11 protein-coding genes are annotated in these 26,503 nt (G+C 56.2%); 7 read left to right on the top strand and 4 right to left on the bottom strand.

The annotated features are described in order from the left end of the window. Positions 1-527: 527 nt before the first annotated feature. Entirely contained in the window at positions 528-1,877 is a 1,350-nt protein-coding gene (gene dnaA / locus H4684_RS15935; RefSeq protein ID WP_092189420.1) for a chromosomal replication initiator protein DnaA, read from the top strand. 89 nt (positions 1,878-1,966) lie between these two features. Here the strand turns inward: dnaA and H4684_RS15930 are convergent, their stop codons facing one another. From H4684_RS15930 to H4684_RS15915, 4 genes are all read right to left on the bottom strand, one after another. Beyond that, positions 1,967-4,039, bottom strand: coding sequence for an HD domain-containing phosphohydrolase (locus tag H4684_RS15930; RefSeq protein ID WP_092189418.1), 2,073 nt, complete (start codon positions 4,037-4,039; stop codon positions 1,967-1,969). Positions 4,040-4,058: 19 nt separating this feature from the next. Beyond that, positions 4,059-5,042, bottom strand: a complete 984-nt coding sequence (locus tag H4684_RS15925; RefSeq protein ID WP_192624521.1) for a transglutaminase-like cysteine peptidase — start codon at positions 5,040-5,042, stop codon at positions 4,059-4,061. A gap of 97 nt (positions 5,043-5,139) precedes the next feature. Next, on the bottom strand, positions 5,140-6,468 hold the full coding sequence (locus H4684_RS15920) for an HlyD family type I secretion periplasmic adaptor subunit (RefSeq protein WP_092189414.1): 1,329 nt from the start codon (positions 6,466-6,468) through the stop codon (positions 5,140-5,142). Beyond that, a complete protein-coding gene (locus tag H4684_RS15915; protein ID WP_092189412.1) occupies positions 6,461-8,674 on the bottom strand; it encodes a type I secretion system permease/ATPase in 2,214 nt (737 codons plus the stop codon). The genes H4684_RS15920 and H4684_RS15915 overlap by 8 nt, the downstream gene beginning before the upstream one ends. Before the next feature lie 452 nt (positions 8,675-9,126). On the opposite strand from H4684_RS15915, the gene H4684_RS15910 reads away from it, so the two are divergent. The 6 genes from H4684_RS15910 (at position 9,127) to H4684_RS15885 (ending at position 26,279) form a co-directional block, all read left to right on the top strand. Further along, positions 9,127-15,294 (top strand): DUF5801 repeats-in-toxin domain-containing protein, encoded by a 6,168-nt coding sequence (locus tag H4684_RS15910; protein WP_192624520.1) that lies wholly within the window; start codon positions 9,127-9,129, stop codon positions 15,292-15,294. A 108-nt stretch (positions 15,295-15,402) separates the two neighbouring features. Then, positions 15,403-15,939 carry a hypothetical protein gene (locus tag H4684_RS15905; protein WP_192624519.1) on the top strand — a complete coding sequence of 179 codons (537 nt, stop codon included), beginning with the start codon at positions 15,403-15,405 and terminating at the stop codon, positions 15,937-15,939. A 606-nt stretch (positions 15,940-16,545) separates the two neighbouring features. Then, positions 16,546-18,750 carry a DUF5801 repeats-in-toxin domain-containing protein gene (locus H4684_RS21170; protein ID WP_192624518.1) on the top strand — a complete coding sequence of 735 codons (2,205 nt, stop codon included), beginning with the start codon at positions 16,546-16,548 and terminating at the stop codon, positions 18,748-18,750. An 80-nt stretch (positions 18,751-18,830) separates the two neighbouring features. Next, positions 18,831-19,361 (top strand): hypothetical protein, encoded by a 531-nt coding sequence (locus tag H4684_RS15895; protein ID WP_192624517.1) that lies wholly within the window; start codon positions 18,831-18,833, stop codon positions 19,359-19,361. A 407-nt stretch (positions 19,362-19,768) separates the two neighbouring features. Beyond that, entirely contained in the window at positions 19,769-25,657 is a 5,889-nt protein-coding gene (locus tag H4684_RS15890) for a VCBS domain-containing protein (RefSeq protein WP_192624516.1), read from the top strand. Positions 25,658-25,748: 91 nt separating this feature from the next. Beyond that, entirely contained in the window at positions 25,749-26,279 is a 531-nt protein-coding gene (locus H4684_RS15885) for a hypothetical protein (protein ID WP_192624515.1), read from the top strand. Positions 26,280-26,503: the final 224 nt, after the last annotated feature.

The raw sequence follows: 26,503 nt of genomic DNA, 5'->3' as shown, positions 1-26,503 counted from the left end.
TGTCCGACAGAATCGTGGGATGGCTTGGAAACAAGGTCTAGGAAGAGTTAATCCCCATTTTGTCAGTTTGATGCAGGAAATTCGGAGTTTTTGTGTCTATTTTTCATCCCGTACCGGGATACTTTCAGAGATGGGAAAAAAACGACCCTACCTTGTAATTAATATTTTATACTAATATTTAAGTATAATATATTTCATGTTTGTCAGTAGATGCTGGAAGCCTCGGAACTTTCACGACTTTAAATTGGAAAATCAAAATTTAAAGAAAATAGGCGAAAATAGGAGATAATTTTTTAGGTGCTGTTTAAAAGTTTTCCTCTGATGTTTAAAATTAAGTGTTGACAACTCGGGAACCCCGGTCTTGCGGGACAATGACAGCTTCGCGTCAGAGCCACAAAAGCAATGCATAAGAAGGAAGTTTAATTATTTTAGAGCGTTATCCTGTATAGAAAGAGTTGGGCCAAGTCGCGACTGGCTGGTTATACCGGAGTTGTCGCAGGGCTGTCGCTTGGCTAGAAACCGTTCCCATGATTGACGCATGGCATCACATTTCACTTTCTCTTGAGAAGAACCTCACTCCGGGCCATTACCAGCTCTGGATCAAACCCTTGCAGGGATGTCTTGATAACGACACCCTGGTCCTTTGTGCGCCCAATTCCTTTGTGTGCACATGGGTCCGGGAACGCATGCTTGGCAAGATCAAGGATGCGGCCGCCGAGACCCTTGGCTTTGCGCCGACCATCGAGATCTGTTCCGCCCAGGCTGATGCGCCCGCGGCCGTGCATGTTCAGCCCGCGCCCGCCAAAAAGATCATCACCCGCCAAATGGGCCTGCCCATGGCTCACGCCCTGCCTACTCAGACCGTGCAGAACTGGCGGCATGATTTTGACGACTTCATCGTCGGACCCTGCAACAATCTCGCCTATGTCGCATCGCGCAGTTTCTGTCAGGACGTGCAGGGGTCGGATCAGCTTTTCCTGTGCTCCGCGCCGGGCCTCGGCAAGACCCATCTGGCCCAGGCCATCGGCAGCGAGATCGCCCGGCAGACCAACCGGCAGCACCTGCGCGTCTGCTACCTGAGCGGCGAGGAGTTTGCCTCGCAATTGGTCATGGCCATCAAGGCCAAGGCCGTGGAGCAGTTCAAGGCCCGTTTCAGAACCAACGTGGATCTGCTTTTGCTTGAAGACGTGCATTTCTTCCAGGGCAAGGAGAAAATGCAGGATGAGCTTTTGAACACCTTGAAATCGCTCCAGAATCAGGGGCGCCGGGTGGTCATGACCAGCACGTTTCTGCCCCGCGAACTGTCCGACATCGACGCCAACCTGCTCTCCCGTTTCGCACAGGGGTTCATGGCCGTCATCGACAAGCCCGACTATCAGACCCGCATGGGCATCATCCAGGCCAAGTCGCAGGCTTCGCAGGTTAGCATGCCGGGCAGCGTGGCCGAGCTTCTGGCCAACAGGATGAAGACCGATGTCCGCCAGCTTGAGAGCTGCCTGAAGAACATCATCCTCAAGGCCAAGCTCCTGAACATGGACATCACCATGGATCTGGCCTGGGAGATACTCCAGAACTACAATCTCGACAGCGCCTCCATAGATCTCGACAAGATCATCAGCTTCGTTTGCCAGGCCTACGGGTTCGGCTTTGACGACCTGCGTTCCAAGAGCCGCAAGCGGGACCGGGTCATCGCTCGCAACACGGCCTTCTACCTTGCGCGCAAGCACACTGACCTGTCCCTCATGGACATCGGCCGCCGTTTCAATCGCAAGCATTCCACGGTCATCAAGGGCATCGCCTCCGTTGAGCAGGAAGTTACCCGCAAGACCTCTCTTGGCAACCAGCTGGCCCGCACGATCAATCAGCTCCAGGCCTGATTTTTCAGCAGTCTGTCCCGCATCACGATGCACAAAAAAGGCCCATGCACTTCACGCGCATGGGCCTTTTTTCAGTGTTAGGCGCGGTCCTATTCTCCCGCCTTCTCCAGCAGCCTGTTGCCGCGTGATGTTTCAAGGGCGGCGGACAGGGCTTCGACGATGTGTAGGTCGTAGCTGTTTGCCGCCGAGCGCAGGTTCTCAAGGGCTTGCGCGGGGCTCATGGCCGGTCTGTAGGCCCGGGGGCGGATCATGGCGCAAAAGCTGTTGGCCACGCTCAGGACCCTGGCCTGGATGCTGATCTCCTCGCCGTACAGGCCCTTGGGGTAGCCGCTGCCGTCGAGACGTTCGTTCATCTGGTAGACCGCCTCGTAAACGGGCAGTTCAAAGTCGATCTGGCGCAGAATGTCCGCCGCATGGTCGACATGCCTCTGGACCATTTCTTTTTCTTCCTCGGTAAGCTGATCGACCTTGGTCAGGATCGCCTTGTCGATGAAAATCTTGCCGATCTGGGACAGGTTGGAGGCGATTTCCACGGTGGATTTGTCTTCAGGGGACAGGTTGAGGCTATCCGCCAGCAGGGAGGATACGTCGCGCATCAGCAGGGAATGTCCGGCCAGGTATGGGTCCGTGAACTCGATGGCTTTGACCAGCGCCTCCACGGTCTGGGAAATGGCCTGGCGCTTGCGGTCCTCGGCCTGAACCATGGCGGTGATGTCCCGGAATACGGAGACGATGCCTTGCGGCGTGTTCTGATCGCCCTTCAAGGTGACCTTGGTGATCTGGAAATGATGTTCCCGCGACTTGAGGAAGACGCGTTCGGTGACGGTCACGGGCTCCCCGGTCTGCAGGGTCTGGGCGTCGGATTGTTCCAGGCGCTTGCCGGTGTCGAAGCCGAACAGGGCGATATCATCAAGACCGAGCACCTCGTCTTCCGGCCGTCCCACCCCTTCGGCCAATGCCGGGTTGGCGTAGGTGTAGTTGCCGTTCAGGTTTTTGACGGCGATGAAATCCGGGATCGAGTCGTTGATGGAATCCAGGAAGTTGCGCTGTTGTTCGAGCTCCTGGGCCAGGGTCTGAAACTTGCCGGCGATGCGCTTGTGGCTCTGGCCCATGGTGCGCCACCAGATGGCTCCGAAGAGAAGGCTCGTGACCATGGCGATGAGGCCCGCGATGAGCAGGGAAACCCGGGTGTACTCCTGCAATCCCACGGTCGCGCTCTGGGTATCCACCTCCTGGATGACCCACAGGTCAAGATCGGGAAGCTTCACGCCAAGTGAAAAAACGGAAGTCTGGCCACCCAGGCTGTTGCGCTTGTCAAAGCCGAGCCGCTGCCCCGAATCCAGTTCTGGCGGTGCCTGGATGGGAGCGACCCCGCCAGGGCTCCAGGGCACGATCTCCTGAAATCCAGCCTCGGTCATCTGCATGATCCGTGTCCTTTCCCCCCTGGTCGAGAGCGGGGTGTTGGAGAGCAGGGAGGTGATGGTCATGCCCGCGCTCTTGGTCAGCATGGCCACGGCCACCGCCTTCTTCTCCCCGTTTTCCTCGGCAGTGGAAAAGATCGGCACGCACATGTCGATGACCAGGCCGTTGTCTGTCTGGCGCAAGGGGGAGAAGTGGGCCATGGGATAGGCGAAGGTCTTTTTAATCAAGGCCGACTGGCTGGGAGAAAGCGGGTTCACCCTCGAGTCGGAGCCGATGTAGGACTGTCCGCTGCGGTGCACGATACGTCCGGACAGAAAGCCCGCGAAGACCGTGAAATCGGAGAAGGTCTGGTGCATGAGGGGAAACTGGTCGGTCAGTTGGGCCATCTGGTCATAGGAATCGCCTTCGGGGATGATGCCCGTGATCAGAAAGCTCGGGTCCGCGTCGATGAGATCCATGTCCGTGGCGTAAAGGCGAAAGAGGTCCGAGGAGATGAGTTTGTCGGTCTGCTCGACCAGACCCGAGAGCCATGCCGTGAGGACTTCGGCACGGCTGGTGGCCAGCAATTCGAGCCGTCCCTGGATCTGCTCTTGCAGCTCTCCCTGCTTGGCCCGGACGCTCCAGGCCACCCAGGTCAAAAGGGCCACGATGATCAGGGAGATGATGGCCACCCCCATGACCAGTTCCGACCTGTTCTTGCCCATGGCGGGCAGAGCTGCTTTGCTGCTTGATGCTGTCATATTCCCCTCTCCGTTAAGTTTAGTTCGCTACAGGGATGTGTGACCACCGATGCTCCTCGTTCAAGGAGTATTGCGGAATGTAGTGTCTGTATTTGCCGTGCGTGAAAATTGCGTCGGAGATGTTGTTCAGGATGTAGGCATCCCCGTCCGTGAATACTGCCAGAACAGCGTGCGCGATGCCTCTGATGCGATCCTTGACCACGACGATGCGCAGTTCGTCCTTCGAGAAGCCCAGCTCCCGCAGGGCAAAGTACTTGATGATGGCGTAGTCCTCGCAATCTCCGGATATCTTCAGGAATTCCTGCGGAGTGGCCCACCAGTCCGAGGCCCCGTAGGCGTCCTGGTCCAGGCGGTAGGGCCATTTGTTGAAAAAGGAATTGATCATCTTGAGCTGTTCCGTGCGTTCCTTGCCTCTGGCCTGCTTCATGATGCGCTGCCAGCTGGTCGCGCCGGGCGGGCAGGTCTTGGCCGAAGTGCAGCTGCCAAGCGTCTGGATCTGTCCCTTGACCTTGGACAGGACCCGCTTCCATTTGGGCAGGGCATTGAAATTGCCGCGAAAGGCCGCGCTCTGAAAAAGCCGTATAGGCTGATCGCCGGTCTCTGATTTTGTGCGCGGAGCCTGCCCTGAAGGCGTCGGGGCTTGAGCCTGGGCGCCTTGACGCCATACGGGCAGGGGCGCTTTTGGGGTGGACGATTCTTGATTCCGGTCCGCCTTGGCAACCGTTGGCACGTTCGAATCCCGCCCCTGCACCTTTGCCGGCGTGTCCGGAGCCTGCTCCGAAGCAACGCTTGTCTGCGAGTCGAGGGCCTCTCCTTGTTTCCGCGAAACGGCCGGGGTGGCATCCTTGGCCCGTTCCTGGTCCGGCCCGATATCCGCTTGCGTCTTCAAAGGGGGGGGCATCCGAGAGGATTCGTTGTCCTGCCTCGTCTCTTGGCTGGTGCCCCCCGTTGCGGCATTCGCGTCCCTGCTTGCAAGCTCCACCTGGCCCGTCTGGTTTTGCATCGGCGCGGCTCCGGTTCCCATTGCCGCGAAATCGCTTGGAAAACACAGGGCCGCCGCCAGCAGCACAAGAAACGTGGTGACGGGCCATCTCAATAGGTCAACGCTCCCTCAAGGCGTTCTCCTTGGCCTTGAGAATGGGTTTTAAGAGGTAGTCGAGCACGCTCTTCTTGCCGGTCAGGATGTCCACGCTGGCGGTCATGCCGGGAATGATCGGGAGTTTCTCGCCGCGATAGACGATGGCCGAGGCCTGGGTGCGCAGCTTGACCTTGTAGAAGCTTTCGCCCTTCTGGTCCTCGATGGTGTCGCCGCTGATCTGCTCGACGGAACCTTCAAGCCCGCCGTAGATGGAGAAGTCGTAGGCCGTGATCTTGATCATGGCTTTTTGGCCCGGATGCAAAAAGGCGATGTCGGCGGGCTTGATGTTGGCTTCGATGAGCAGGGTGTCGTCCAGGGGAATGATCTCAAGGATCGGTTCTCCGGGTTTGACCACGCCGCCGACGGTATTGAGGATGACCTGCTTGACGGTGCCGCGCACAGGGCTGCGCACGTCCGTGCGCGTGACCCGGTCCTGTCCGGCGGACAGGGCGTGCAGCTTGGAATTGAGCTCAACCTGATGCTGGTTCATCTCCTGCAGGGCCGTGGCCTTGAACTCGGCCATGCGCTGGGCCTGACGCTCCTTGATCTCCTGCGCCGCCTGCTGCGTACGCGGGATGGCCACGCCTAGGCTCTGCAGATCTCCGCGCAGGGAACTGACGGCACGCTCCAGGGAGAGGTAGTCGACTCTCGGGTACACGTTCTTTTCCATGAGGGGCTTGGCGATGTTCATCTGTTCCTGGGCCAGCTTGAGGTCCTGGGCAGTCTGGTTGCGCCGGATGGTCATCTCGCGGGCTTCCTGCAAACGCTGCGTGTACTGGCTGCGCAGGATGTTCATTTCCTGAGTCAGTTGGTCCATGCGCGCCCGATAAATGGCCATCTGGTCGTTTACCGCCTTTGGGGCCTTGGTTTTGAGCTCTTCGGAAAACACCGGCTCCGTGCCCGACGATTCGGCCTTGAGACGGGCGATGGCGGCCTGATGCTCCAATGCCTGGCTGGCCGTATCCTTCAGGGAACTCTGCGCCAGTTCGTTGCTGATGCGGACCAGGATGTCGCCCTTTTCTACGAGCTGGTTTTCCCGCACCAGGGTTTCTTCGAGGATGCCGCCTTCGAGGTTCTGGATGATCTGCACCCGCTGGGACGGGATGACCTGGCCCATGCCGCGCGTGACCTCGTCGAGGATGGCGAAGTGGGTCCAGACCAGCAGCGAGCCAAGGAGCAGGCAGATGGTCGCGGACAGCACGTAGGCCCAGCGGTGCCCCCGGCGATACATGGCCGCGTCGACTACGCTCATGTATTCAAGGTCGGATTCGGAATATACTCGATTAGACATTTTTGGCTCCGTTGCCGCGCTTTTGCAGCTCGGTCAGGACTTCGTTGCGCGGTCCGTCGGCGATGATCGATCCGCCCTCAAGGGCGATGACCCGCGTGGCCAGGGACAACAGGCTCGGTCTGTGGGTGATGAGGATGAGGGTCTTGCCTTTCAGGGCCGAAGAGAGACGAAGTTTGAGCACGGCCTCCACACCCACGTCCATGGAACTGCTGGGTTCATCCAGGATGACGATGTCCGGGTCGAGCAGCAGGGTGCGGGCGATGGTGATGGCCTGGCGCTGGCCGCCGGAAAGGGACAGGCCACGCTCCCCGACCTGCAGGTTGAAGCCGGCGGGGTTGTTCTTGATGAAGTCCGTGACCCCGGCGATGGTCGCGGCGCGCAGCAGGGCCTGGTCGCTGACGTGGGGCGCGCCGAGGGTGATGTTCTCGCGCACCGTGCCGTGGAAAAGAAAATTGTCCTGGGCCATGTAGCCGATCTTGGCCCGCAATTCGGCCGGGTCGATCTGCCGGATGTCAAGCCCGCCGATCTTCACCGCCCCTTTTTGCGGCTCGTAGAGGCCGTTGACAAGCTTGCCAAGGGTAGTCTTGCCCGAGCCCATCTTGCCGATGATGGCTACGCGCTCGCCCTGCGCGATATGCAGGTCGATGTGGGACAGGGCGTTGGTCAGGGCGCTTGGATATTTGAAGCTCACATCCTCGAAGGTGATGCTGGCGCGCAGATCCTGATGTTCGGGGTGCTGGACTTCTTCGGGGCGTTCGCTTGGGATCTGCATGAGCAGGTCCAGGTTCTTGAGCGCCATGCGGCTCTGTTGCAGGCGGGTCAGCATGGCCGCCACCGCGCCCAGGGGGGCCATGGCCCGGCCGACCAGGATGGAACAGGCGATGAGTCCGCCCATGGTCATCGCGCCTTCGGAGATGCGGTACACGCCCCAGATGATGACGCCGCAATAGACGATCTGAGAGGCGAACTGGGTGAAGCTCAGAGAAAAGGTGGAGAGCGACTTGGAGCGGATGGCCGATTTTGCGCCCATGCCGACGATGTTTTCCCAGCGGCCGAGCATGGAGCCTTCGGCCCGGCTGGTCTTGATGGTCTCAAGGCCGCTCACGGTTTCGACCAGCAACGCGTTTTTCTGGGTCGATTCCTTGTAGCCGCCTTCGATGGCGCGTTTCAGCGGGCCTTGCATGATGATGCCGACCAAAATCACGATGGGCGCGACTACGGCCGGAACAAAGGCGACGGGGCCTCCGATGTAGAAGATGATGGTAATGAACAGGATCAAAAAGGGCAGATCCACCAGCGCAAGCAGTGTGGTGGAACTGAAGAACTCACGCAGGGAATCGAACTCGCGCATGTTGTTGACGAGCGCTCCCGTGGATTCGGGTTTGTGATCGAGGCGGATGGACAGAATGTGGCTCATGAGCTTGCTGGCCACCAGAATGTCGGAGTTGCGGCCTGCCACGTCCACGAAATAGCCACGCAGGTTCCTGAGCGCGAAGTCGAAAAAGAAGGCGATGCCGACACCCACCGCCAGCACCCACAAGGTCTCAAGGGCGTTGTTGGGCACGACCCGGTCATACACGTTCATGGTGAAAAGAGGCGAGGCGATGGCCAGCAGGTTGATGAAAATCGTAGCCAGGATGACGTGTCGGTAAATGGGCAGAAAATGAAAAATGGTGCCCCAGAACCACTTCTTGGTGTTGAAGATCTTGAGCCCTTCGGTCCTGCCGTCCAGGCTGGCCTTGGGCCGGGCGAAGACGGCGTGCCCGGAGTAGGTTTCTTTCAGCTTCTCGACCGGGGTGTCGAAGGGTGCGTCGGGGGTCTCGGGCATGATGACGCGGGCCGTGCCGGACGTCACGCTTACCAGCACGCAGGCCGAGCCGTCCTGCATGAGCAGGATGCAGGGCAGGTTCAGGGGGGAGATTTTGTCGATGACCGGTTTGTGCGCGATCTGAGCGTCTATGCCTTCACGCCGCGCCGCGCGGATCACCGCATAAGGAGTCATGCCTTCCTGGGTGCGCGGCAGGCCTGCTTCCAGGGCCGTGGCGCTGACTGGCCGGCCCTGCAGGCGGGATATCACGGACAAACATCCCACCAGCGGTGGGGTGAAATAAACTTGTGAAGGGTTGATCTGGGCGGTGATTGCCGGCCGCGGTTTGGCGGCGGCCTGTGGAGCCGGTATGGGTATGGCGACCTTGGGATCATTCATGCGTGCTTGGCCTCGATGATATTGATATGTTGCCGGAAACTAAGTCCTGACCCGCCATCTTGCAAGGGAAATTCGGTTTTTCTTCTCTCACCCGAAAGTATGAGAGGCGCGGCTCCAGCCGCCTTCCACCGCTCATACTTTTTCCGTGTATGACATTTTGTCCTACATATTTCAGGGCGTTGTCGTTCCCCTGAAATCGCTGGAAAAATCATACCCGTCTTGATTTTCTTTCATGCTTGACCCTGCAAACATAGATTCCCATTAGGAATATAACAGAAAGTATAAGAGCATATAAAATGTACTTTTATTTTATGAGCTGACAGTGATGAATATTTTGGCGTGTATCATTTGTGAAACTATTTAAAAAAATGAGAGGGAGTGATGTTTTTAAAGTGTGATAAACTATTAAGCAAATATGAATATAAATCGTGTGAAACACAATGGAGGTTATCATGGCCGAAACAACACAAGGCACCAAGCTGTCAGTCAGGGCTCCCGAAGCCGGGCAGTCCGTAATTGTCAGCGCGATCCCGGGACAGGATATCGTGCTCGACTCCGCCTTTGACCAGGCAGAGCCGAAAATGTCAGACAATAACGTTGTTTTCGAGTTCGCAGATGGCGGGCAGGTGGTCATCGAATTCAGTGATATTCCGGATGGCCAGGTCCCGAACATCATCTTGGCGGACGGCACGGTCCTCAATTTACAGGAATTTCTAGCCTCCCTGAGCGAGGGAGACGTTGAGCCCGCAGCGGGCCCTGAAGGCGGTGCCACCGGAAGCGGCGGCGTCGGCGAGTACAGGGACGACGCGGGCAATCTCATTGATGGCGTGGACAAGCTGGGCGGTTTGGACCCGCGTGATTTCACCGCCATTACGGTGGAGGCCCTGGAAGCCGATGTCGAAGATTTAAATCCGTTGCCTTCGGCAGGATTGGCTTTTGGAGCCGCCGATGAAGACGGGCTCCGCATCAGCGAACTGACCATGACTCCCTTTGACGGCAACGACGACGGGGCCGACGGGGACCATCCCGCCCAGTTTGCGTATGCCGAAGGGGTGCTCAATTATGACTTCGGTGGAGACGGGCCTTCCGCAACGACTCCGTTCGTATGGAGTCTGGCGGGCCTTGTGGCCCTGGGAGTGGAATCCCGAGGGAATGAGCTTCAGTACGAAGTCGTGGACGGTGGAACAACCCTGAACGCATTCTATATTACTGAGTATCCAAACGGGGAGTATGACAACAGAATAGAGTCCCTGGAACCCGTCAGGGTGGATGTATTCAGCCTGCAAGTTACAGATCTGGCTGCCGGAACATACAGATTCGAACTGTATCAGCCCCTCGATCATTCCGTGTCCGGCACGGAAGACGACATCCTCTACAATTTTTCTTTCACCCTGACCGATGGCTCCGGAGATTCCGTCGTCGGTGGTCTGAACATGATCGTTGACGATGATTCGCCGGTGGCCACAGATGCGGCCATAAACAGGACCGTCGATGAAGACGATATCAAGACCTGGCTTTCCGACGGCAACCATCCCAACGACGGCAACCACGATGGTTCCTTCACGGGTGATCCTTACAAGTGGTGGGACAGTGGCCCCGCCAACATCAAGGGGTCCTTGGCATCCCTGGTCGTATTCGGCGCGGACGGACCGGGCGAAGGCGGATTCAGCCTGTCCGAAGATGTGAGCGGCCTTGTGGCCCAAAACCTCTACTCCAAGGGCGAACCTTTGAGCTACCGAGTGGAAGGGTCGACCCTCATCGCCTATGTCGGAATCGGTGAGCCCGAAGGGCCTGGCGGCGATGAGGACGTACAAGTCGCCAGGATGATCTCCCTGCCTCAGGAGCGGGTCGTCTTCACCCTGGAGCTCGACAGTGACGGCGAGTACACGTTTAATCTTTACGACCAGCTCGATCATCCCGTCGGTGACGGTCAGAACAACCTGCCCATCGATTTGGCGTCGGTGATCGTGGCCACGGACGGCGACGGCGACGCCATCACCCTGACGGGAGGCTTCACCATCAACGTGACCGATGACGTGCCCGAGCAGGACGGCATCTTCCCGGTGCTCAAGATCGTGGAGGAAGAGATGCTTCCTAATGGCAACCAGGAGGAGAACGACTTTTCGATATGGGGTCGGCCCGTTGATGGGTGGCCGGACACAAAGCTGGCAACGGGATCCCTGGCATCCCAGGTCTCCTTCGGCGCGGATGAAGACGGGACCTTCAGCATGCTGCCTGACACCTCGGGACTTCCGGAGCTGACTTCCGGTGGGATCCCCGTGACCTATTTGGTCGAAGGGAACGTGCTCACCGCAACGGCTGGCGAAGTTCCGGTCTTCACACTCACCTTGCAGAGCGACGGGCATTTCAGTTTCCTCCTGCAAGGTCCTCTGGATCACGCTCCCGGCGGAGGGGAAAATCTCCTGCTCCTGGACATGTCCTCCATAGTCAAGGCCACAGACGCTGACGGCGACTCCATCACTCTGGATAAGGACTTCTACATCAAGATCGTGGACGATATGCCCACGGTGGACATTGATCTGAACATAGGCCTTGAGCAGCAGGTTCTTGGCGCGGTTGTGACCGACGAAACAAGTCAGCTTGGCGTGAAGGTTACGGGTGCGGAGTCCATCTTTGCATACACGGTAGCCCCCGCTGCCGGGGCTGACGGCGGCACTCCGGACGTGTCTTTGCGCATCGACGATTCCGCGACAGGGTTCAAGACCACCGTTGGCGGGCATTTGATCACCCTTGTGGCCGATCCTGACGACAACAATGTGGTTTACGGCAAGTACACGGACGGCTCGGGTACGCATGACGCCTTCACCATCGAGATTGGCGAGGACGGCAAGCTGAGCGTCACGCAACATGTGGCCATGGTGCATCCTGATCCGGCGACCCTCGAAGGCGATCCTGCCGACACCTTAAGTTACGATGAAGCCATCACCCTTGCGAACAAGCTGTCCGCAGTGGTGACCCTGGAAGACGGCGACCAGGACGTGGCCATGGATGCGGTGGGCATTGGCGCATTCATCAGCTTCAAGGACGATGGCCCGGCCGTGGACATTGATCTGAACATAGGCCTTGAGCAGCAGGTTCTTGGCGCGGTTGTGACCGACGAAACAAGTCAGCTTGGCGTGAAGGTTACGGGTGCGGAGTCCATCTTTGCATACACGGTAGCCCCCGCTGCGGGTGCTGACGGCGGCACTCCGGACGTGTCTCTGCGCATCGACGATTCCGCGACAGGGTTCAAGACCACCGTTGGCGGGCATTTGATCACCCTTGTGGCCGATCCTGACGACAACAATGTGGTTTACGGCAAGTACACGGACGACTCGGGCACGCATAACGCCTTCACCATCGAGATTGGCGAGGACGGCAAGCTGAGCGTCACGCAACATGTGGCCATGGTGCATCCTGATCCGGCGACCCTCGAAGGCAATCCTGCCGACACATCAAGTTACGACGAAGCCATCACCCTTGCGAACAAGCTGTCCGCAGTGGTGACCCTGGAAGACGGCGACCAGGACGTGGCCATGGATGCGGTAGGCATTGGCGCATTCATCAGCTTCAAGGACGATGGCCCGGCCGTGGACATTGATCTGAACATAGGCCTTGAGCAGCAGGTTCTTGGCGCGGTTGTGACCGACGAAACAAGTCAGCTTGGCGTGAAGGTTACGGGCGCGGAGTCCATCTTTGCATACACGGTAGCCCCCGCTGCGGGTGCTGACGGCGGCACTCCGGACGTGTCTCTGCGCATCGACGATTCCGCGACAGGGTTCAAGACCACCGTTGGCGGGCACTTGATCACCCTTGTGGCCGATCCTGACGACAACAATGTGGTTTACGGCAAGTACACGGACGGCTCGGGTACGCATGACGCCTTCACCATCGAGATTGGCGAGGACGGCAAGCTGAGCGTCACGCAACATGTGGCCATGGTGCATCCTGATCCGGCGACCCTCGAAGGCAATCCTGCCGACACATCAAGTTACGATGAAGCCATCACCCTTGCGAACAAGCTGTCCGCAGTGGTGACCCTGGAAGACGGCGACCAGGACGTGGCCATGGATGCGGTGGGCATTGGCGCATTCATCAGCTTCAAGGACGATGGCCCGGCAACCGTTGCGGATTCCGCCGTGGTTCAGGCCCCGGAAGGGGGGGACTACAATGTGGCCTGGGTTCTCGATTTCAGCGGTAGTATCAATAATACCGAGCTGAACACCATGCTGCTGGCGGTCAAGGCGGCGGCGGCAAAGATATTCAATAATCCAGATGCGGACGATGTCAGCATGAGTATAGTTGCATTTGGCGCCAACGCCGTGTCCTTCGGGCCATTCACTAATCTGGCTGCTTTCAATGCCAAGATTGACGATATTCAGGCCGATAGGCCCGTCAATACAGGTGCCACGGACTTCACGGATGCTATCGAGGAGACCATGACTGCCTTTGTTCCTCAGACTGGTGCAAGCAATCAGGTCTTTTTCATCAGTGACGGGAATCCGAATCAGCAGATAGCTTCAGGTAATGCACTGCTGGCTTCCACTGCGACAGAATGGAGCGCGTTTATAGGGAGCAATGACCTCAACGTCGTCACTATCGGCGTTGGTGGCGGCATCCAAGAGCAACCGCTTCGTGACGTTGATCTTGATGGAGAGGGAAGTCCGATTCTTGTCGGGGACTTTGATGCTCTTCTCGACACGCTTCTCGATCAGATCACGCCCGGCGTAACGGTTTCGGGTAATATAATCAGTGGAGTCGGGAATGACGACTTCGGCGCTGACGGAGGTCGTATCCTCTCCATGACCATTGAACAGGTCGAAGGGTCTCCAAAGGTCTACACGTGGGATGGCGACAACACGATTACGGTCACGGTCAATGGCGCTGCAGTCGAAACCCTCGTCGGCGACGCCTTCACGGTCACGACGGAACATGGCGGCAGCCTGACCTTCCACTTTGATAGCGTGGGTTTGAACGCGCCCGGAAGTTGGGAATACACGCCTCCCGCTACAATGAGTTCTCTCCAGGAGGTTTTTCCCTACCAGATCGTCGACGGTGACGGTGACGTAGCGGCCTCCACTCTGACCATTGATGTGACCCCACCGGCACCCAAGTACTTGGTCGTTGGCGAGAATGTCTCAGACACGTCGGCCACTGAGGGTACGGACCTTGTGACCGACGACGACCACCGGGTCGATACATCACCCTATGCTCCTGACGGGCCCATCGTCGGCGGAGACGGGAAGGATGTGCTGGTTGGAGATATGGGCGGCTATACGGCTGCCGGCAAGATTGCCAACATCATAATGGTTCTTGATACGTCCGGTAGCATGGGAAACAACGGCAAGCTGCTCGCCCAGAGGAATGCGGTGAACGAACTGCTCAATCAGCTTGGGAACAGCGACGCCGGCACGGTGAGAGTGCATATTGTCGAATACAACGGCAATAGAGATGGATGGAGTCTTGATGCCAGAGGCGTCGGGACATGGACCCTTATTCCCGGCGATGCGGGAGTCGGCGCTGAAATTCTGGCTGCCCAAGCGGCCGTGACCTCGCTGGTGGCGAACGGTGGTACCAACTACGAAGCTGGTCTTGAGATGGCATATCAATGGGCAAGCACTGCGGGCAATATGCTTCCCAATGCCGATCTGAACCAAGTCATCTTCCTCTCCGACGGAGTGCCAACGTATCACTATTCAGGAGACGGCACCAACACGGCGGGACCGGGCAGTTCCCTTGATAGCTTCGCGGACGAGCATTTCCTCGGTAACGGTGATGGTGACACAGTCAATGAGGTTGGCGGGCTTGAAGGCCTTGGGTTCAACATCCAGGCTATAAGCATCGACAACAGTGCCAACTTGGGGATGCTTGATCTTATCGATTCGGACGATGCGTCCATCGTGCCTTCCGGTGGATTGGTTGAGGCTCTTCAGGATTCGCTCCAGCCGTTGCTCTCACCCAATCCCGTGGGCAATGACGAAATCTCTGGCGGTGACGGCAATGACGTGATCTTCGGAGACAGCATCTACGCCGACGACAACGATGGCGGCTGGGAAAAGTTCGTAGCGGATAACCCTGGGCTGACTCCTGATCAGCTTCGCAGCGAGCTCTATTACAATCATGAAGCCTACGGCCAGGAAGGCTCAGTGGGCGGTAACGACACCATCTCCGGCGGCGCCGGAAACGATATCATCTACGGCCAGGGCGGAAACGACAGCATCGATGGCGGTACCGGCAACGACACTATTATCGGCGGCACCGGTAACGACACCATGTCCGGCGGCGCCGGCCAGGACACCTTCTCGTACGCGGCGGGTGACGTGCCGGATGGAGCTGTGACGGGTGACACCATCCTCGACTTCGAGCTTGGCCCTGATGGCGACACTCTCGACCTCTCCGCGCTGCTCTCGGGAACGAGTTCCGATCCTCTTGATTACGTGAACATCACGGGCGCACTTGGTCTGGATGGCAAGGCCACGGTCGATGTGCGCATCGATCAGGATGGCGCGGGCGGAGACTACAACACCCATGTGGCGACCATCACGGTCACGGCGGTTGGCGCTGATGATTCCATCGACGATGTCATCAACACCATGCTCACCAACAATATCAACATCTAAACCGGACCGGGGGAAAGGGCCTTCCCTTTCCCCTGTTTTTGAAGGACGATGCGCCCATCCCCGTCGGCAACGGCGGGAATGTCATCATAAGAAAGGGTGGAGGCGATCATGAAACCGACACGGCCAACCCAGAGCATCATGGAAGATCTTCTCTCCGGAGAAGGTCGACTCCTGGAAGATGGAAATGATTCGAATTCATTGCGAGTCGTGGAATTTGCGGGGCTTTTCGTGCCCGATGAGGGTTTGGTCATCAGCCCGCCGGCAGGCGGCGAACTGACCGTGTGGCCCGACGGGAGCTATGCGTACACCTCCTTGCCCGTCGAGGCGGGAGGAATCGCGACCCACTACAGCTATGTGGTCGAGACCGGTGACGGTTTGTCCTTCATAGGGTCCTTTTTACTGGGTGAGGAAGCGGGCGTGCCCGAGGGCATGCATGATTTCCAGGCCTGGTCCCTGCCTGAACTCATGGATGTCGACGGCGCTGCCGAAGAACTCCTGGCCGCTTCCGGGATGGAGCCCGTGGAAGTCTACCTGCACGATGCGTCCGGTCTGGACCATCCTTCCGAACATCTGGATACGGCGGCCCTGGACACCGGCTTCGACGATGGCCTGGCCCGTCTCATTCTTGATTCCTTCAATTCATGAAGCGCTTCGCGGGATAAAACGCAAACCCGCGCCCTTCTGCCAAACACCACAATTCGCTGCAATCCCTCGTCACTGGACGGGGGATTTTTTGATGTAAGGTCTCTGCTTCAGCCTGTACCTTTTTCCACCCCACCCTTGATCTGCAAACTGGTCCGTGCGGTTCATGGCGTGACCCTGGTTTCTTGAATCCGCTCAGGTGCGCTTGTTTACACCGCCCTTGCAGGGGATGTTCAGCGGTTGCTTGCGGTGTCGCAAATGTATGACAGTCTTTGATATTTTGGTTATAAAAATAATGAAATTAGTATGTTGAAGCTACTTTTGCGAGGGGCTAAGAGCACTGGCTAACCCAGAAGTACCAACGAACGGGATGGACGGACTTGTGTTGCGTTGTGGCTCCGCAGTTCTTTATTTTGTACGTATCTATATTGGATAATTAGTTTTTGTTTGTCAGGGCGGGAAAATTCATACCTTTTCGGTCCTGTTTTCATACTTGTCTTTCAGGTTTCGGATGATCATTTGTAAGACAAGCAGTTTGATGATCGTACGAAGGTTGATTTCAACATGGGCGACATCAAAAAAACAGGAATTGTCGTTAAGGAGGATATAGTGTTCGAAATAACACAAAACACCAGATTGGTTGTTCAGGCTCCTGCCGCCGGGCAGGTTATGGTTTTGACCGCTGTCCCGGGACAGGATTTCATTCTTGAGGCCGCCTTTGATCAGGCGGAAGTCAGGATGGATGGGGGCAACGTGGTCTTCAATTTTGCGGATGGCGGCCAGGTGGTCCTAGATTTCGCCGATCTTGGCGATGCCCAGGCGCCCAATGTGGTCATGCCTGATGGAACCATCCTGGACATGCAGGAGTTTCTGGCTGCGCTTGGCGAGAGTGAGATCGAGCCTGCGGCCGGTCCCGAGGGCGGCGCGGATGGCGGCGGTGGCGTCGGAGAGTACAGGGATGACGCAGGAAACCTCATTGCGGGAGTGGACAGGCTGGGCGGGCTTGATCCCCGCGAGTTCACATCGATCACGGTGGAGAGCCTGGAGGCCGACGATTTGATCGAAGAGGCTGATGCAGACCCGTCAATCCCGACCCCGTCAATCCCGACACCGCCGGTGCTCGGGCCGGTTGTGACCCAGGTCGAAGAGAGTTCGCTTGATGAAGGCGAGGTTCAGTGGCCGGGAAGCAACGACGGCGGAACCGCGGACAGCACCAGCGGCGCCATCCCCTTCACGCCGGGTCCCGGAGGGGAGGATCAGCTCTTCATTCGCGGCGTGGACGAGGATGTGGATGTAACGGGAGGGGGCATTGTTCACGGCCAGTACGGGACCCTTGTGGTTACGCAGAACCCCGACGGAACGTACAGCTATGAGTACACCCTGGACGGCAACATCGACCATCCTGTCTCCGAAGAGAACGGCGGTGGTGACGGAAGGTTTGACGACGACAGCCTGCCGGACCTTTTTGTCATGCATGTCGTCAACAATGGCGCCATCATTGCGACGAGTTCCCTGACGGTCAATGTGCTCGACGACGGTCCGGTTATCGAAGTCGTGCCAGAGGCAAGCCTCTCCCTGCGCACCGAGGACAGCTATCTGCCGGGTGGGAGCAACGAGCAGTCGACAAATACCGACACCGCAAGCGCGGGCGGGGTTTTTCAGGTTGTATTCGGCGCTGACGGCCCAAAGCTGGTGCAGCACAACGGCGAGTATTCCGAGGGTGGCGATCCTTCCCTTGAGTATTCATTCGGAGAATTGGATGGTGTCGACTCCGGGCTGAAGGACATGCTGACCGGTGAATCGATCCTGCTTTACACAGACGAAAACGGAAACGTGATCGGCCGGGTGGAAAGCCTGGGCAATGAGGACGCAACCTTCACGTTGACCATCAACGAGTACGGGGTGGTGACGCTTGAGCAGCTGCGCCCGATCATGCATGAAGCCCCCGATGGCGTGGAGGGCGGCCTGGATGAAGTGCAGATTCTGACCGCTGAAGAGCTGGTCGTGAACATTCGCGCCACGGACGGTGACGATGACAGCGCCTCGGAGTCCTTCTCTTTGGGCGGGCTCATAGAATTCGGCGACGATGTGGTGACTGCCGTGCACGATAGAGGCCACGTGGACTTCAGCCAGGATCATGAAATCAGGTACGCCATCTCCAATGTCCTCTTTCTGGTGGATGTGAACGGCAAGGAGCAGGCCTTCAAGATCGATGATTATGAAAACCTCTTCAATGAGATGAAGGACCCGGACAATCCGCAGGGTTTTGTGGCTTGGGTCGAGGCGCAGACCGGCGGAACGGTCACAGCCTATTACATCAAGGCCGGCCAGGTGTTCTATGACAGCGACGGGAACGTCATTGACCCCGAACTTGAGGGGCTGGGTGAGTATCTGGCTGGAAATGGCAACACCTTTGGTGGCTCCAATGTAGGTCCCCTTCATCCAACGATTGGAAATCATGACCCCAACGCGGTGGACTCCGGTTTTAACGGAGGCATCGGATCCGGGAATGTGCTGGACAACGATGATGGAAGCGCTGACGGCATCTGGGTCAATGGCGTCAGCAATGACGGCGGCGAGACCTGGCAGGAAATCTCCGAGGGTGGAGTGGTCACGATTGAAGGCGCTTACGGCACTTTGATCCTGTATTCCAACGGAGAATACGGCTACACGTTGAATGATTCCGCGCCGCAGGGCGCAGAGGATGTCTTCTCCTACCAGGTTCGGGACGGCGATGGAGACCAAAGCTCGGCCATACTGACCATCGAGATCGCCCTGGAAACCATGCTGACCTCGAACGTTGAAATTGCCTGAAGCTGACGGCTCCGGGCAGGGGCGACCCTTGCCCGGACCGTGAGGCGTAACTGAATGATGAAATGGAAAAAGGTGTGATTATGAACTCCCCTCAAAACGAATATGCGAGCCGCCCTGCTGAAAAAGGGCAGCTCTGGACTCAAGGCGAGGGAGATGCCTTGCTTCGGGTTCTCGAATTCGCGGGGATGCCTGTGCCCGAAAACGGCCTGGTGGTCAGCCCGCCGTTCGGAGGGATGCTGACGGTCTGGCAGGACGGCAGGTACGAATTCGCGGCGCAGTTGGTGGGGGAAGCGGCGGAAATGCAGGAGCCGGTATCGACCTTTTACGGCTATGTGGCGGAAGCTCTTTACGGCGAGATCGTCGCCGGATCTTTTGTGCTCCCGGGAGAGGACGACAGCACCGGTCTGATGCATGATTTCCAGGCCTGGTCCCTGCCCGAGCTCATGGATGTCGACGGCGCCGTCGAAGCCCTCTTGCACGGTGGGTATTTTGATACGCAGGACTATTTTGCGCATGATGTGCCGGATGGGTACCATGTAGATACGTTGACCGGTCCCGACCCGGGGATCGACGATCTGACCCGCCTTATTCTCGATTCGCAAAGCTCCTGACCCGTCTTTTCGGGTCCGGGCTTTGCGGCCGGGTATCACTTCCTGAAACGCAGCCCTCCTTACCTGCCGATACCGTTCGGCCCATTCAATCCATGAGAGTCCATCTCGTGTCCGCTCGTTGTCCGCGAACGGATGACTCAACTGTCTGTGTTCATACGTAAGTATGAGATGGTGGGCGAGAGCGTGGGTGGCCTCAGTATTTCTGTGTATGCGTTTTGTTTTTTTAATAAGCAGAAATGATTAGATAAACCAGTAAAAGGATACTTATTTGAGATTCATACCTCGAATAAAATCTTTCATGCTTGACCCTAGCCCTTCCTGCCCGCATAAAAAACGTCAAAGAATTTAAAATGGTTGTAAACGGGCATTAACCCCAAATTTTACATAACCCGAAGGTGGAGGACACCATGGCTGAATCGCAGAATTCCAAACAGAACGTACAGGCCCCAGAAACCGGACAGACCGTCATCGTCAACGCGATCCCCGGTCAGGATATTGTGCTTGAGGCTGCTTTTGATCAGGCCGAAGTGAAGATGGACGGCGGAAATGTGGTTTTTGAATTCGCGAACGGCGGCCAGGTAGTCCTCGACTTCACGGATCTGGGCGAAGCCCAGGCACCCAATGTGGTCATGCCTGATGGTACGGTTCTGGACATGCAGGAATTTCTGGCAGCTTTGGGTGAAAAGGACGTGGAGCCTGCGGCTGGGCCTGACGGCGGCGCGGAGGGCAGTGGTGGCGTGGGGGCGTATGAGGAAGATCCGGGCGAGAGGCTTGATGGAATCACAAAGCTTGACGGGCTGGAAGATGAGCCACTGACGACATTGACCTTTGCGAATATTGAAGCGAACGACGACAATCCCTTGCCCACTGCAGGGTTTGTGAGCGCTGCGGCGGACGAGGACGGACTCGTACGTGAACGGTTTGTCACCCCGTTTAATGGCAATGATGACAGTGATGCTGATGGGGATAATGCCGCAACCGCAGCCTCCGCCAAAGGTTTTCTGAATTACAACTTCGGCGGCGATGGCCCGGCTGAAACTCTGCCTTTCACATGGAATCTGGCCGGTCTTCCTTCCGTAACCTCTCAGGGGCACCAGGTGCTCTACGAAGTGTCTTCTGATGGCCAGACATTGAATGGCTATTGGGAGTTTGAATACAAGAAGCCTGTCGATGACCGGCCCTCCGCTGGTTTCGATATGGCGGCCAAGGTTGCTCCGCCTGAGCCTCAATTTGAAATCGCCGTACAGAAAGTGATGGTTTTCAGCCTGGAACTGACCGATCTTCAGACTGGGGAATATCTGTTCACGCTCTACAGGCCGCTGGATCACTCCGAGTTCAACACCGAAGACGACATCGTTTACAATTTCACCTTCACGGTGAGAGATGGTTCCGGCGATCCGGCCAGCGGCGGATTGAACCTGATCATTGATGATGATTCTCCTGTGGCACGGGGTGACGCATTCATTACCCGGACGGTCGATGAGGATGATATCGCGACACGTTGGTCCGAAGGCACGAGCCCCGATGATGGTGTGTGGCAAGGCAAGCATTACGACGGTTCCTATACCGGCGATCCGAGATATGACCATGGTGGCCCGGCAAATATTTGGGGTTCAGTGAAGTCGCTGGTGTCCTTTGGTGCTGACGGTAGGGGCGAAAACGGCTTCAGCCTTGATCTCGATGGCCTTGGCGCGTTGCGGGATCAGGGTCTTACTTCGAAGGGCGAGAGCCTTGATTATCGAATCGATGGTTCGAGGCTGATTGCTTTCGTGCCTGATGATAATCAGAATCAGGCCCGCATTGCGATGGTCGAAGACTCCGCTGATCAGCCTGCCGGACCCGAAGGGCGGCCTGTATTTGTTCTGGAACTGCACAGCGACGGATCCTACAAGTTCAGCCTGATCGATCAGCTTGATCACAATGGAGAAGGCGAGAATCTTGAGCCGGCCGAAAATGGTGAAGATAAGCTGAGTCTTGACCTTTCTTCCGTCATCAAGGCTACCGATGGCGACGGCGACTCCATCACTTTGGAGAGCGGCTTTGTCATCAAGGTAACCGATGACGTGCCGGAATTGATTGGGCGTGAAATTGGAAAGGTTAGCGAAAACGATATTGACACCGACTGGTCGGTTGGCACGAGCCCCAACGATGGTCATCGGCTTGATGGCTCCTTTACCGGCGACCCCGGCACGGGTGCCTCTGGTCCAGCGTTTATCGAGGGTGAATTGGGAAGGATTGTCAACTTTGGCGCCGATGATGATGGAAAATTCAGATTTACGGATGATGCGAAAGCACAACTTTTAGAACTCGGATTGACGTCCATGCAATCCTACAAGGGTCTCCAAGCCGTGCCCTTGGATTATACCATCGATCCGCTGGGCGAGGATGGTTACTACGTGCTGACCGCGACCGAGCCAGACCTCGACAAACGTCCGGGTCCGGATCACGACACCGGAAATATTGTTTTCGAATTGCGCCTTGACTCCAATACTGGCCATTATGAGTTCCGTCTTTATGACGAGCTGGCTCACACTGGAAAGCAGAGTAACAATATCAAGATCGATTTTGGTTCAATGATCGAGGCCGTTGACGCTGATGGGGATGCGATAGCCCTTGAAGATTCCTTCTATATCAAGATTGTTGATGACAAGCCGATCGCGGTGGATGACGAGCATGTCATCAATGAAGACACTAAGGGATTTTTTGGTTGGATAGACGGTAATGTGACCGACAACGACATCAACGGTGCCGATGAATCTATGTCTTTTGATGGATGGGAGAGTACGCAGGCGCAGCATGGTTGGTTCATTGGCTGGCCTGACGGGAGGTATTCGTACAATTTAGATAATGCTAAGGTGCAGTATTTGGACGACGACGATGAGCCCCTTACAGAAACCTTTAAGTATAGTATTAAGGATACGGACGGCGACATCTCCACTGCGACTCTGACAATAGTCATCGAGGGCCGTAACGACCGCCCGACCTTGACTGTGAAGACCGGAGATTGGGCGGATGTTGACGAGGCTGCGTTGTCGTCCATCGGTTCGAATCCGGACTCCGATGATGAGTTCGCTTATGGCACGTTCAAGATCGCCGATCCCGACGGGCTGGAGGACATTAAGAGCGTTACCATTAATGGGACTTCTATAGAACTCGCAGATTTGGTGGGATCTAAGGTGTCTGGTGACAGCGGAGAATTGACCGTAACCAGCTACGAAGTTGACACTGGAGTGGCTTCGTATGTGTATGAACTGACAGGCGCCACTACGGATGTTCTTGGCAATTCCAAATGGGAGATCGACAAGTTCACTTTGACGACTTTCGACGGGGATCTGACTTCCGCTCAGGATTTCATCCGCATCATCATCAACGACGACACCCCTATTGCCCGTAATGATACGGATCAGGTTGATGTCCTGGAATCTGAGGCCGGCGTGACGCGCATGGCGACTGGCAACGTCCTGACCGGCGCGTCTACCGAATCGGGTCTTGATGGCGCGGGCGCGGATACCCCGGGCGCTGATCAGCCTGCTACTGTGGTTCAGGTCGGCTTTGACGCGAATGAAAACGGATACTTTGGGTCTTCGGAGAAAATGTCCGTAGGCGATACAGGTACATCAATTTCCGGCAAGTATGGTACACTGACCATTGAGGCTGATGGCCGCTATCAGTATACGACTGATCCGACCAAACTGCCTGGAGCAACTACTCATCATGATGGTGGGGATGTCGGGCTCAAAGCCTTTAAGTTGGGGGAATCCTTTTTCGACGCAGAAGGAAAGTATGTTTCATCCGATACCGGCGCTAGCGGTATAATAACGAATGGGGGCAACTCTCCTGCAAAGGGTGTGGACAGTGGTACGGCTGACGACACGCTTTCTGCTGCGGATCAGATCAATTATGCAGGGTCCCTGAGTGAAGCTCTCGCCTTTGAGTTTGGTGGTCCAGTCAGTTCAGCAATCATTACCGTTTCAAACCTCTTCAGGAATGAGCGGGGGGGAGAAGCTGCTCGCTGGCACGCATTCGACGCAGATGGTGTTCGCATTGCAACAGGCATCATTAGTAACAACTCTGACGGGCAAGTTTATGCTAATACAACGAACGTGGCGTGGGCCAACGGCAATTCCAATAATGTTGGAACCTTCACGGTATCGGACATTGGTTCTTTCAGCACCGTGGTTATTGAGGGGTTGCCCTACAGCAAGAATGGATCCGCCGCGAACGACGATTCTGACTTCTACGCCAAGGTCGTTTCCTACGAAGCCCTGCCCGCTGATGGAATTTCGTACTCAGACGTTTTCAAATATTGGATAAAGGATGCCGATGGTGACTATTCTTCGGCGACTCTGACAATAACCGGCAATGAACCCAATCCTCAGGGCGTTTTTGTTAACGAAGACCCCGTTGCTGTTGATAATTCTTATACTGTAGTGGGCACATCCTTCACGGGCAACATTATCACTGACGATGACAATGACGCAGGCGCGGCCAGTGGCCGTGACTGGGATGCGGATACACCTGTGGACAACCTTTCGGTACATTCGATCAAGTGGATTGCGAATGGTCAGAGCCATGTGCTGGTACTAAATGGTCAAACGACGGTGGACATGCAGTATGGCAAACTGACCATTAATCCCGAGGGCAACTTCACCTATGAGCACAACGCAGGACCTAATGGAGAAATCGACAGTTTTACGTATACGCTGAAGGACGTTCATGGAAATGACTACATCAGCAACGAAGCCCAAGTGACCTTCGCCTTGCCGGATCTTGTGGATCCAATGTTCATTGTCGGTTCTGCTGAGGACGAGAATGCCAATTCCTCCGCAGCATATACTGTTGGGACAGGGTCTGGCGTGATAGCCGGTGATTCCGACAACGATATACTGGTTGGCGATCCTGGAAGCACGTCTGAAATTAATGGGAAAGTTGCAAATATTGTGTTGGTGCTGGATAATTCGGGGAGCATGGATGCCAGTTTGGATGGCTTGAAGCTTGCGGTTGTAAGTGCATTAAATGATTTGAAAAATTCACAGGCTCAAGATGTGAAGGTGCATATTGTCAGATTTGGATCCACAGCAGAAGTGGTTGGAACATATCATATTACGCAAGGTGGCGTAGATCAGGATGGAGATGGCGGACAACTGGCCAGCGCAATTGCTGCCGTTAATGGTTTAAGTGCTAATCTTGGCAATACTAACTATGAAATCGCATTGGTTGAGGCTAATAAGTGGATTGAATCCAGTGGGCCATTGCAGAATGCCGATGTCAATAAAGTAATATTTGTGTCGGATGGTCAGCCTAACGAAGCGCAAGATAATTATAGTGGTACAATATCTGCTGATGCAGCGATGGGCCATGTGCTTGGGACGTATGGCGGTGGATGGCATGGTGGGTGGTTTGGGGGGTGGTCGAGTTCGGATTCGACGAGTGAAGTCGGGATCATTGAATTTGACGGGGATGGTTCAGGGTCGGAACAGGCGTTTGTGATTGAAGCCGTTGGAATTAATGTCGGTGGTGGTACCTTGAGTCTGCTTTCACAACTTGAAGGCAGCGGAGGTTCTGCGCAAAACGTCACAAGTGCAGCGGATATGACCGCCGTCATCGACGAGCTTACTGGCGCGGTCGTCGTGAACGAAGAAGCAGGAGATGACGTGTTGCAAGGCGGTGCCGGGAATGATCTGATATTCGGCGACGCCATGAATACGGACAATGTGCCCGGGGTGACGTTGCCGGACGGATCGGGTTGGCTGGCTTTCGCGGAATTGGAAACCGGAAACGTTCTCGGTTTTGAAACTTGGACTCGAAATGACACGCTTGAATACATCAAGAACAACCACACTGCGTTGTCGACGGAAAGCGGTCGAGTAGGTGGTAATGACTCTATCGAAGGTGGCTCTGGAAACGACACCATATACGGCCAGGAAGGGAACGACACCATTTCTGGCGGTGCCGGCGACGACATCATTTCTGGCGGTACGGGACAGAATGCCTTCAAGTACGGATCGGCAGACCTAGACGGTGGTCATGACCAGATTATTGACTTCAAGCTGGGCGCCGAGGGTGATGAACTAGATCTGAGTGGCATTTTTGCAGGACAGAGCGCTCAGAGTCTGAAGGATGGCGGTTTCTTGTCTGTGGTTGAAAACACATCAGGCGTTCTTGATGTGCACCTTGATCTTGATGGCGATCCGATAACGACCGACAATTCCGTTCATATCTCGGTGACCGTCACCGGTGACTTGGACGATGCGGTCAACACAATGCTCACACAACATATCACGACGGAAATCTAATGATTAGGTGAAGGGAAAGGGGGTAAACTCCCTTTCCCACTTTTCTTCATGATGACGGTGATTGTGCAACAACAGCTTTATGGGAATATTTGTGACAAGCTTTATAAATAGCGATAGCGCCCTCCAAAACGCACAAACCGGCCACTTCTGGCCTGAGCCGAAATCTTCGGATTTTCTGCGTGTCGTGGAATTCGCGGGCTTCCAGGTTCCCGAGGACGGGTTGGTTCTGGCTCCGCCTTTCGGGGGAGAGCTTACCGTCTGGCCTGATGGGCAGTATTCGTTTGTCTGCCCCGTTTCCGGGGATGGCGGACAATCCATGGTCGCGACGCATTACAGTTATATTGCCGAAGCCGTGGATGGCACGACAACCCTGGGCTCCTTTGCCCTGGGCGAACAGACCCCGGAAGAGACCATGCCGGATTTTCAGGGCTGGTCGCTGGATGATATCCTGGCTTTGGATGATGTTGTCGGCTTGTCCGTGGATGGGCTTGGTTCCGTGTCGGAGCTTTCCGGGCTTGATGCTGGAGCCCATGTTGGCGTGGACTTGGATTTGAGCTTGGACGTTGTGGGGTTTTCGGTTGATGTTCTTGAACACGTGATCAAGACATCGTATGAATCGTAATTTGTCTTACGTGTAAGTAGGACGATAGTTTTTATTAAAAGGGAGTGCAAATCTCCCTTTTTTCGTTTACAAGCTCCACTGCGATCATTACATGAAAGCAAAATAAGTCCATGTTTTACCCTAGCAAGGAGAAGTGGCTCAGTTTGTTTGAACAGATTCGCCTGATTTTTAGGTGGAATCTCCGCCATTCTTACATCGCCATTTTTACCTGGGGCATCTGTTCG

Source organism: Desulfomicrobium macestii (assembly GCF_014873765.1).
In the GTDB taxonomy this organism is placed as follows: domain Bacteria; phylum Desulfobacterota; class Desulfovibrionia; order Desulfovibrionales; family Desulfomicrobiaceae; genus Desulfomicrobium; species Desulfomicrobium macestii.
The sequence above is the reverse complement of the archived record's forward strand: the minus strand, read 5'-3'. Positions and strand labels throughout refer to the sequence as shown.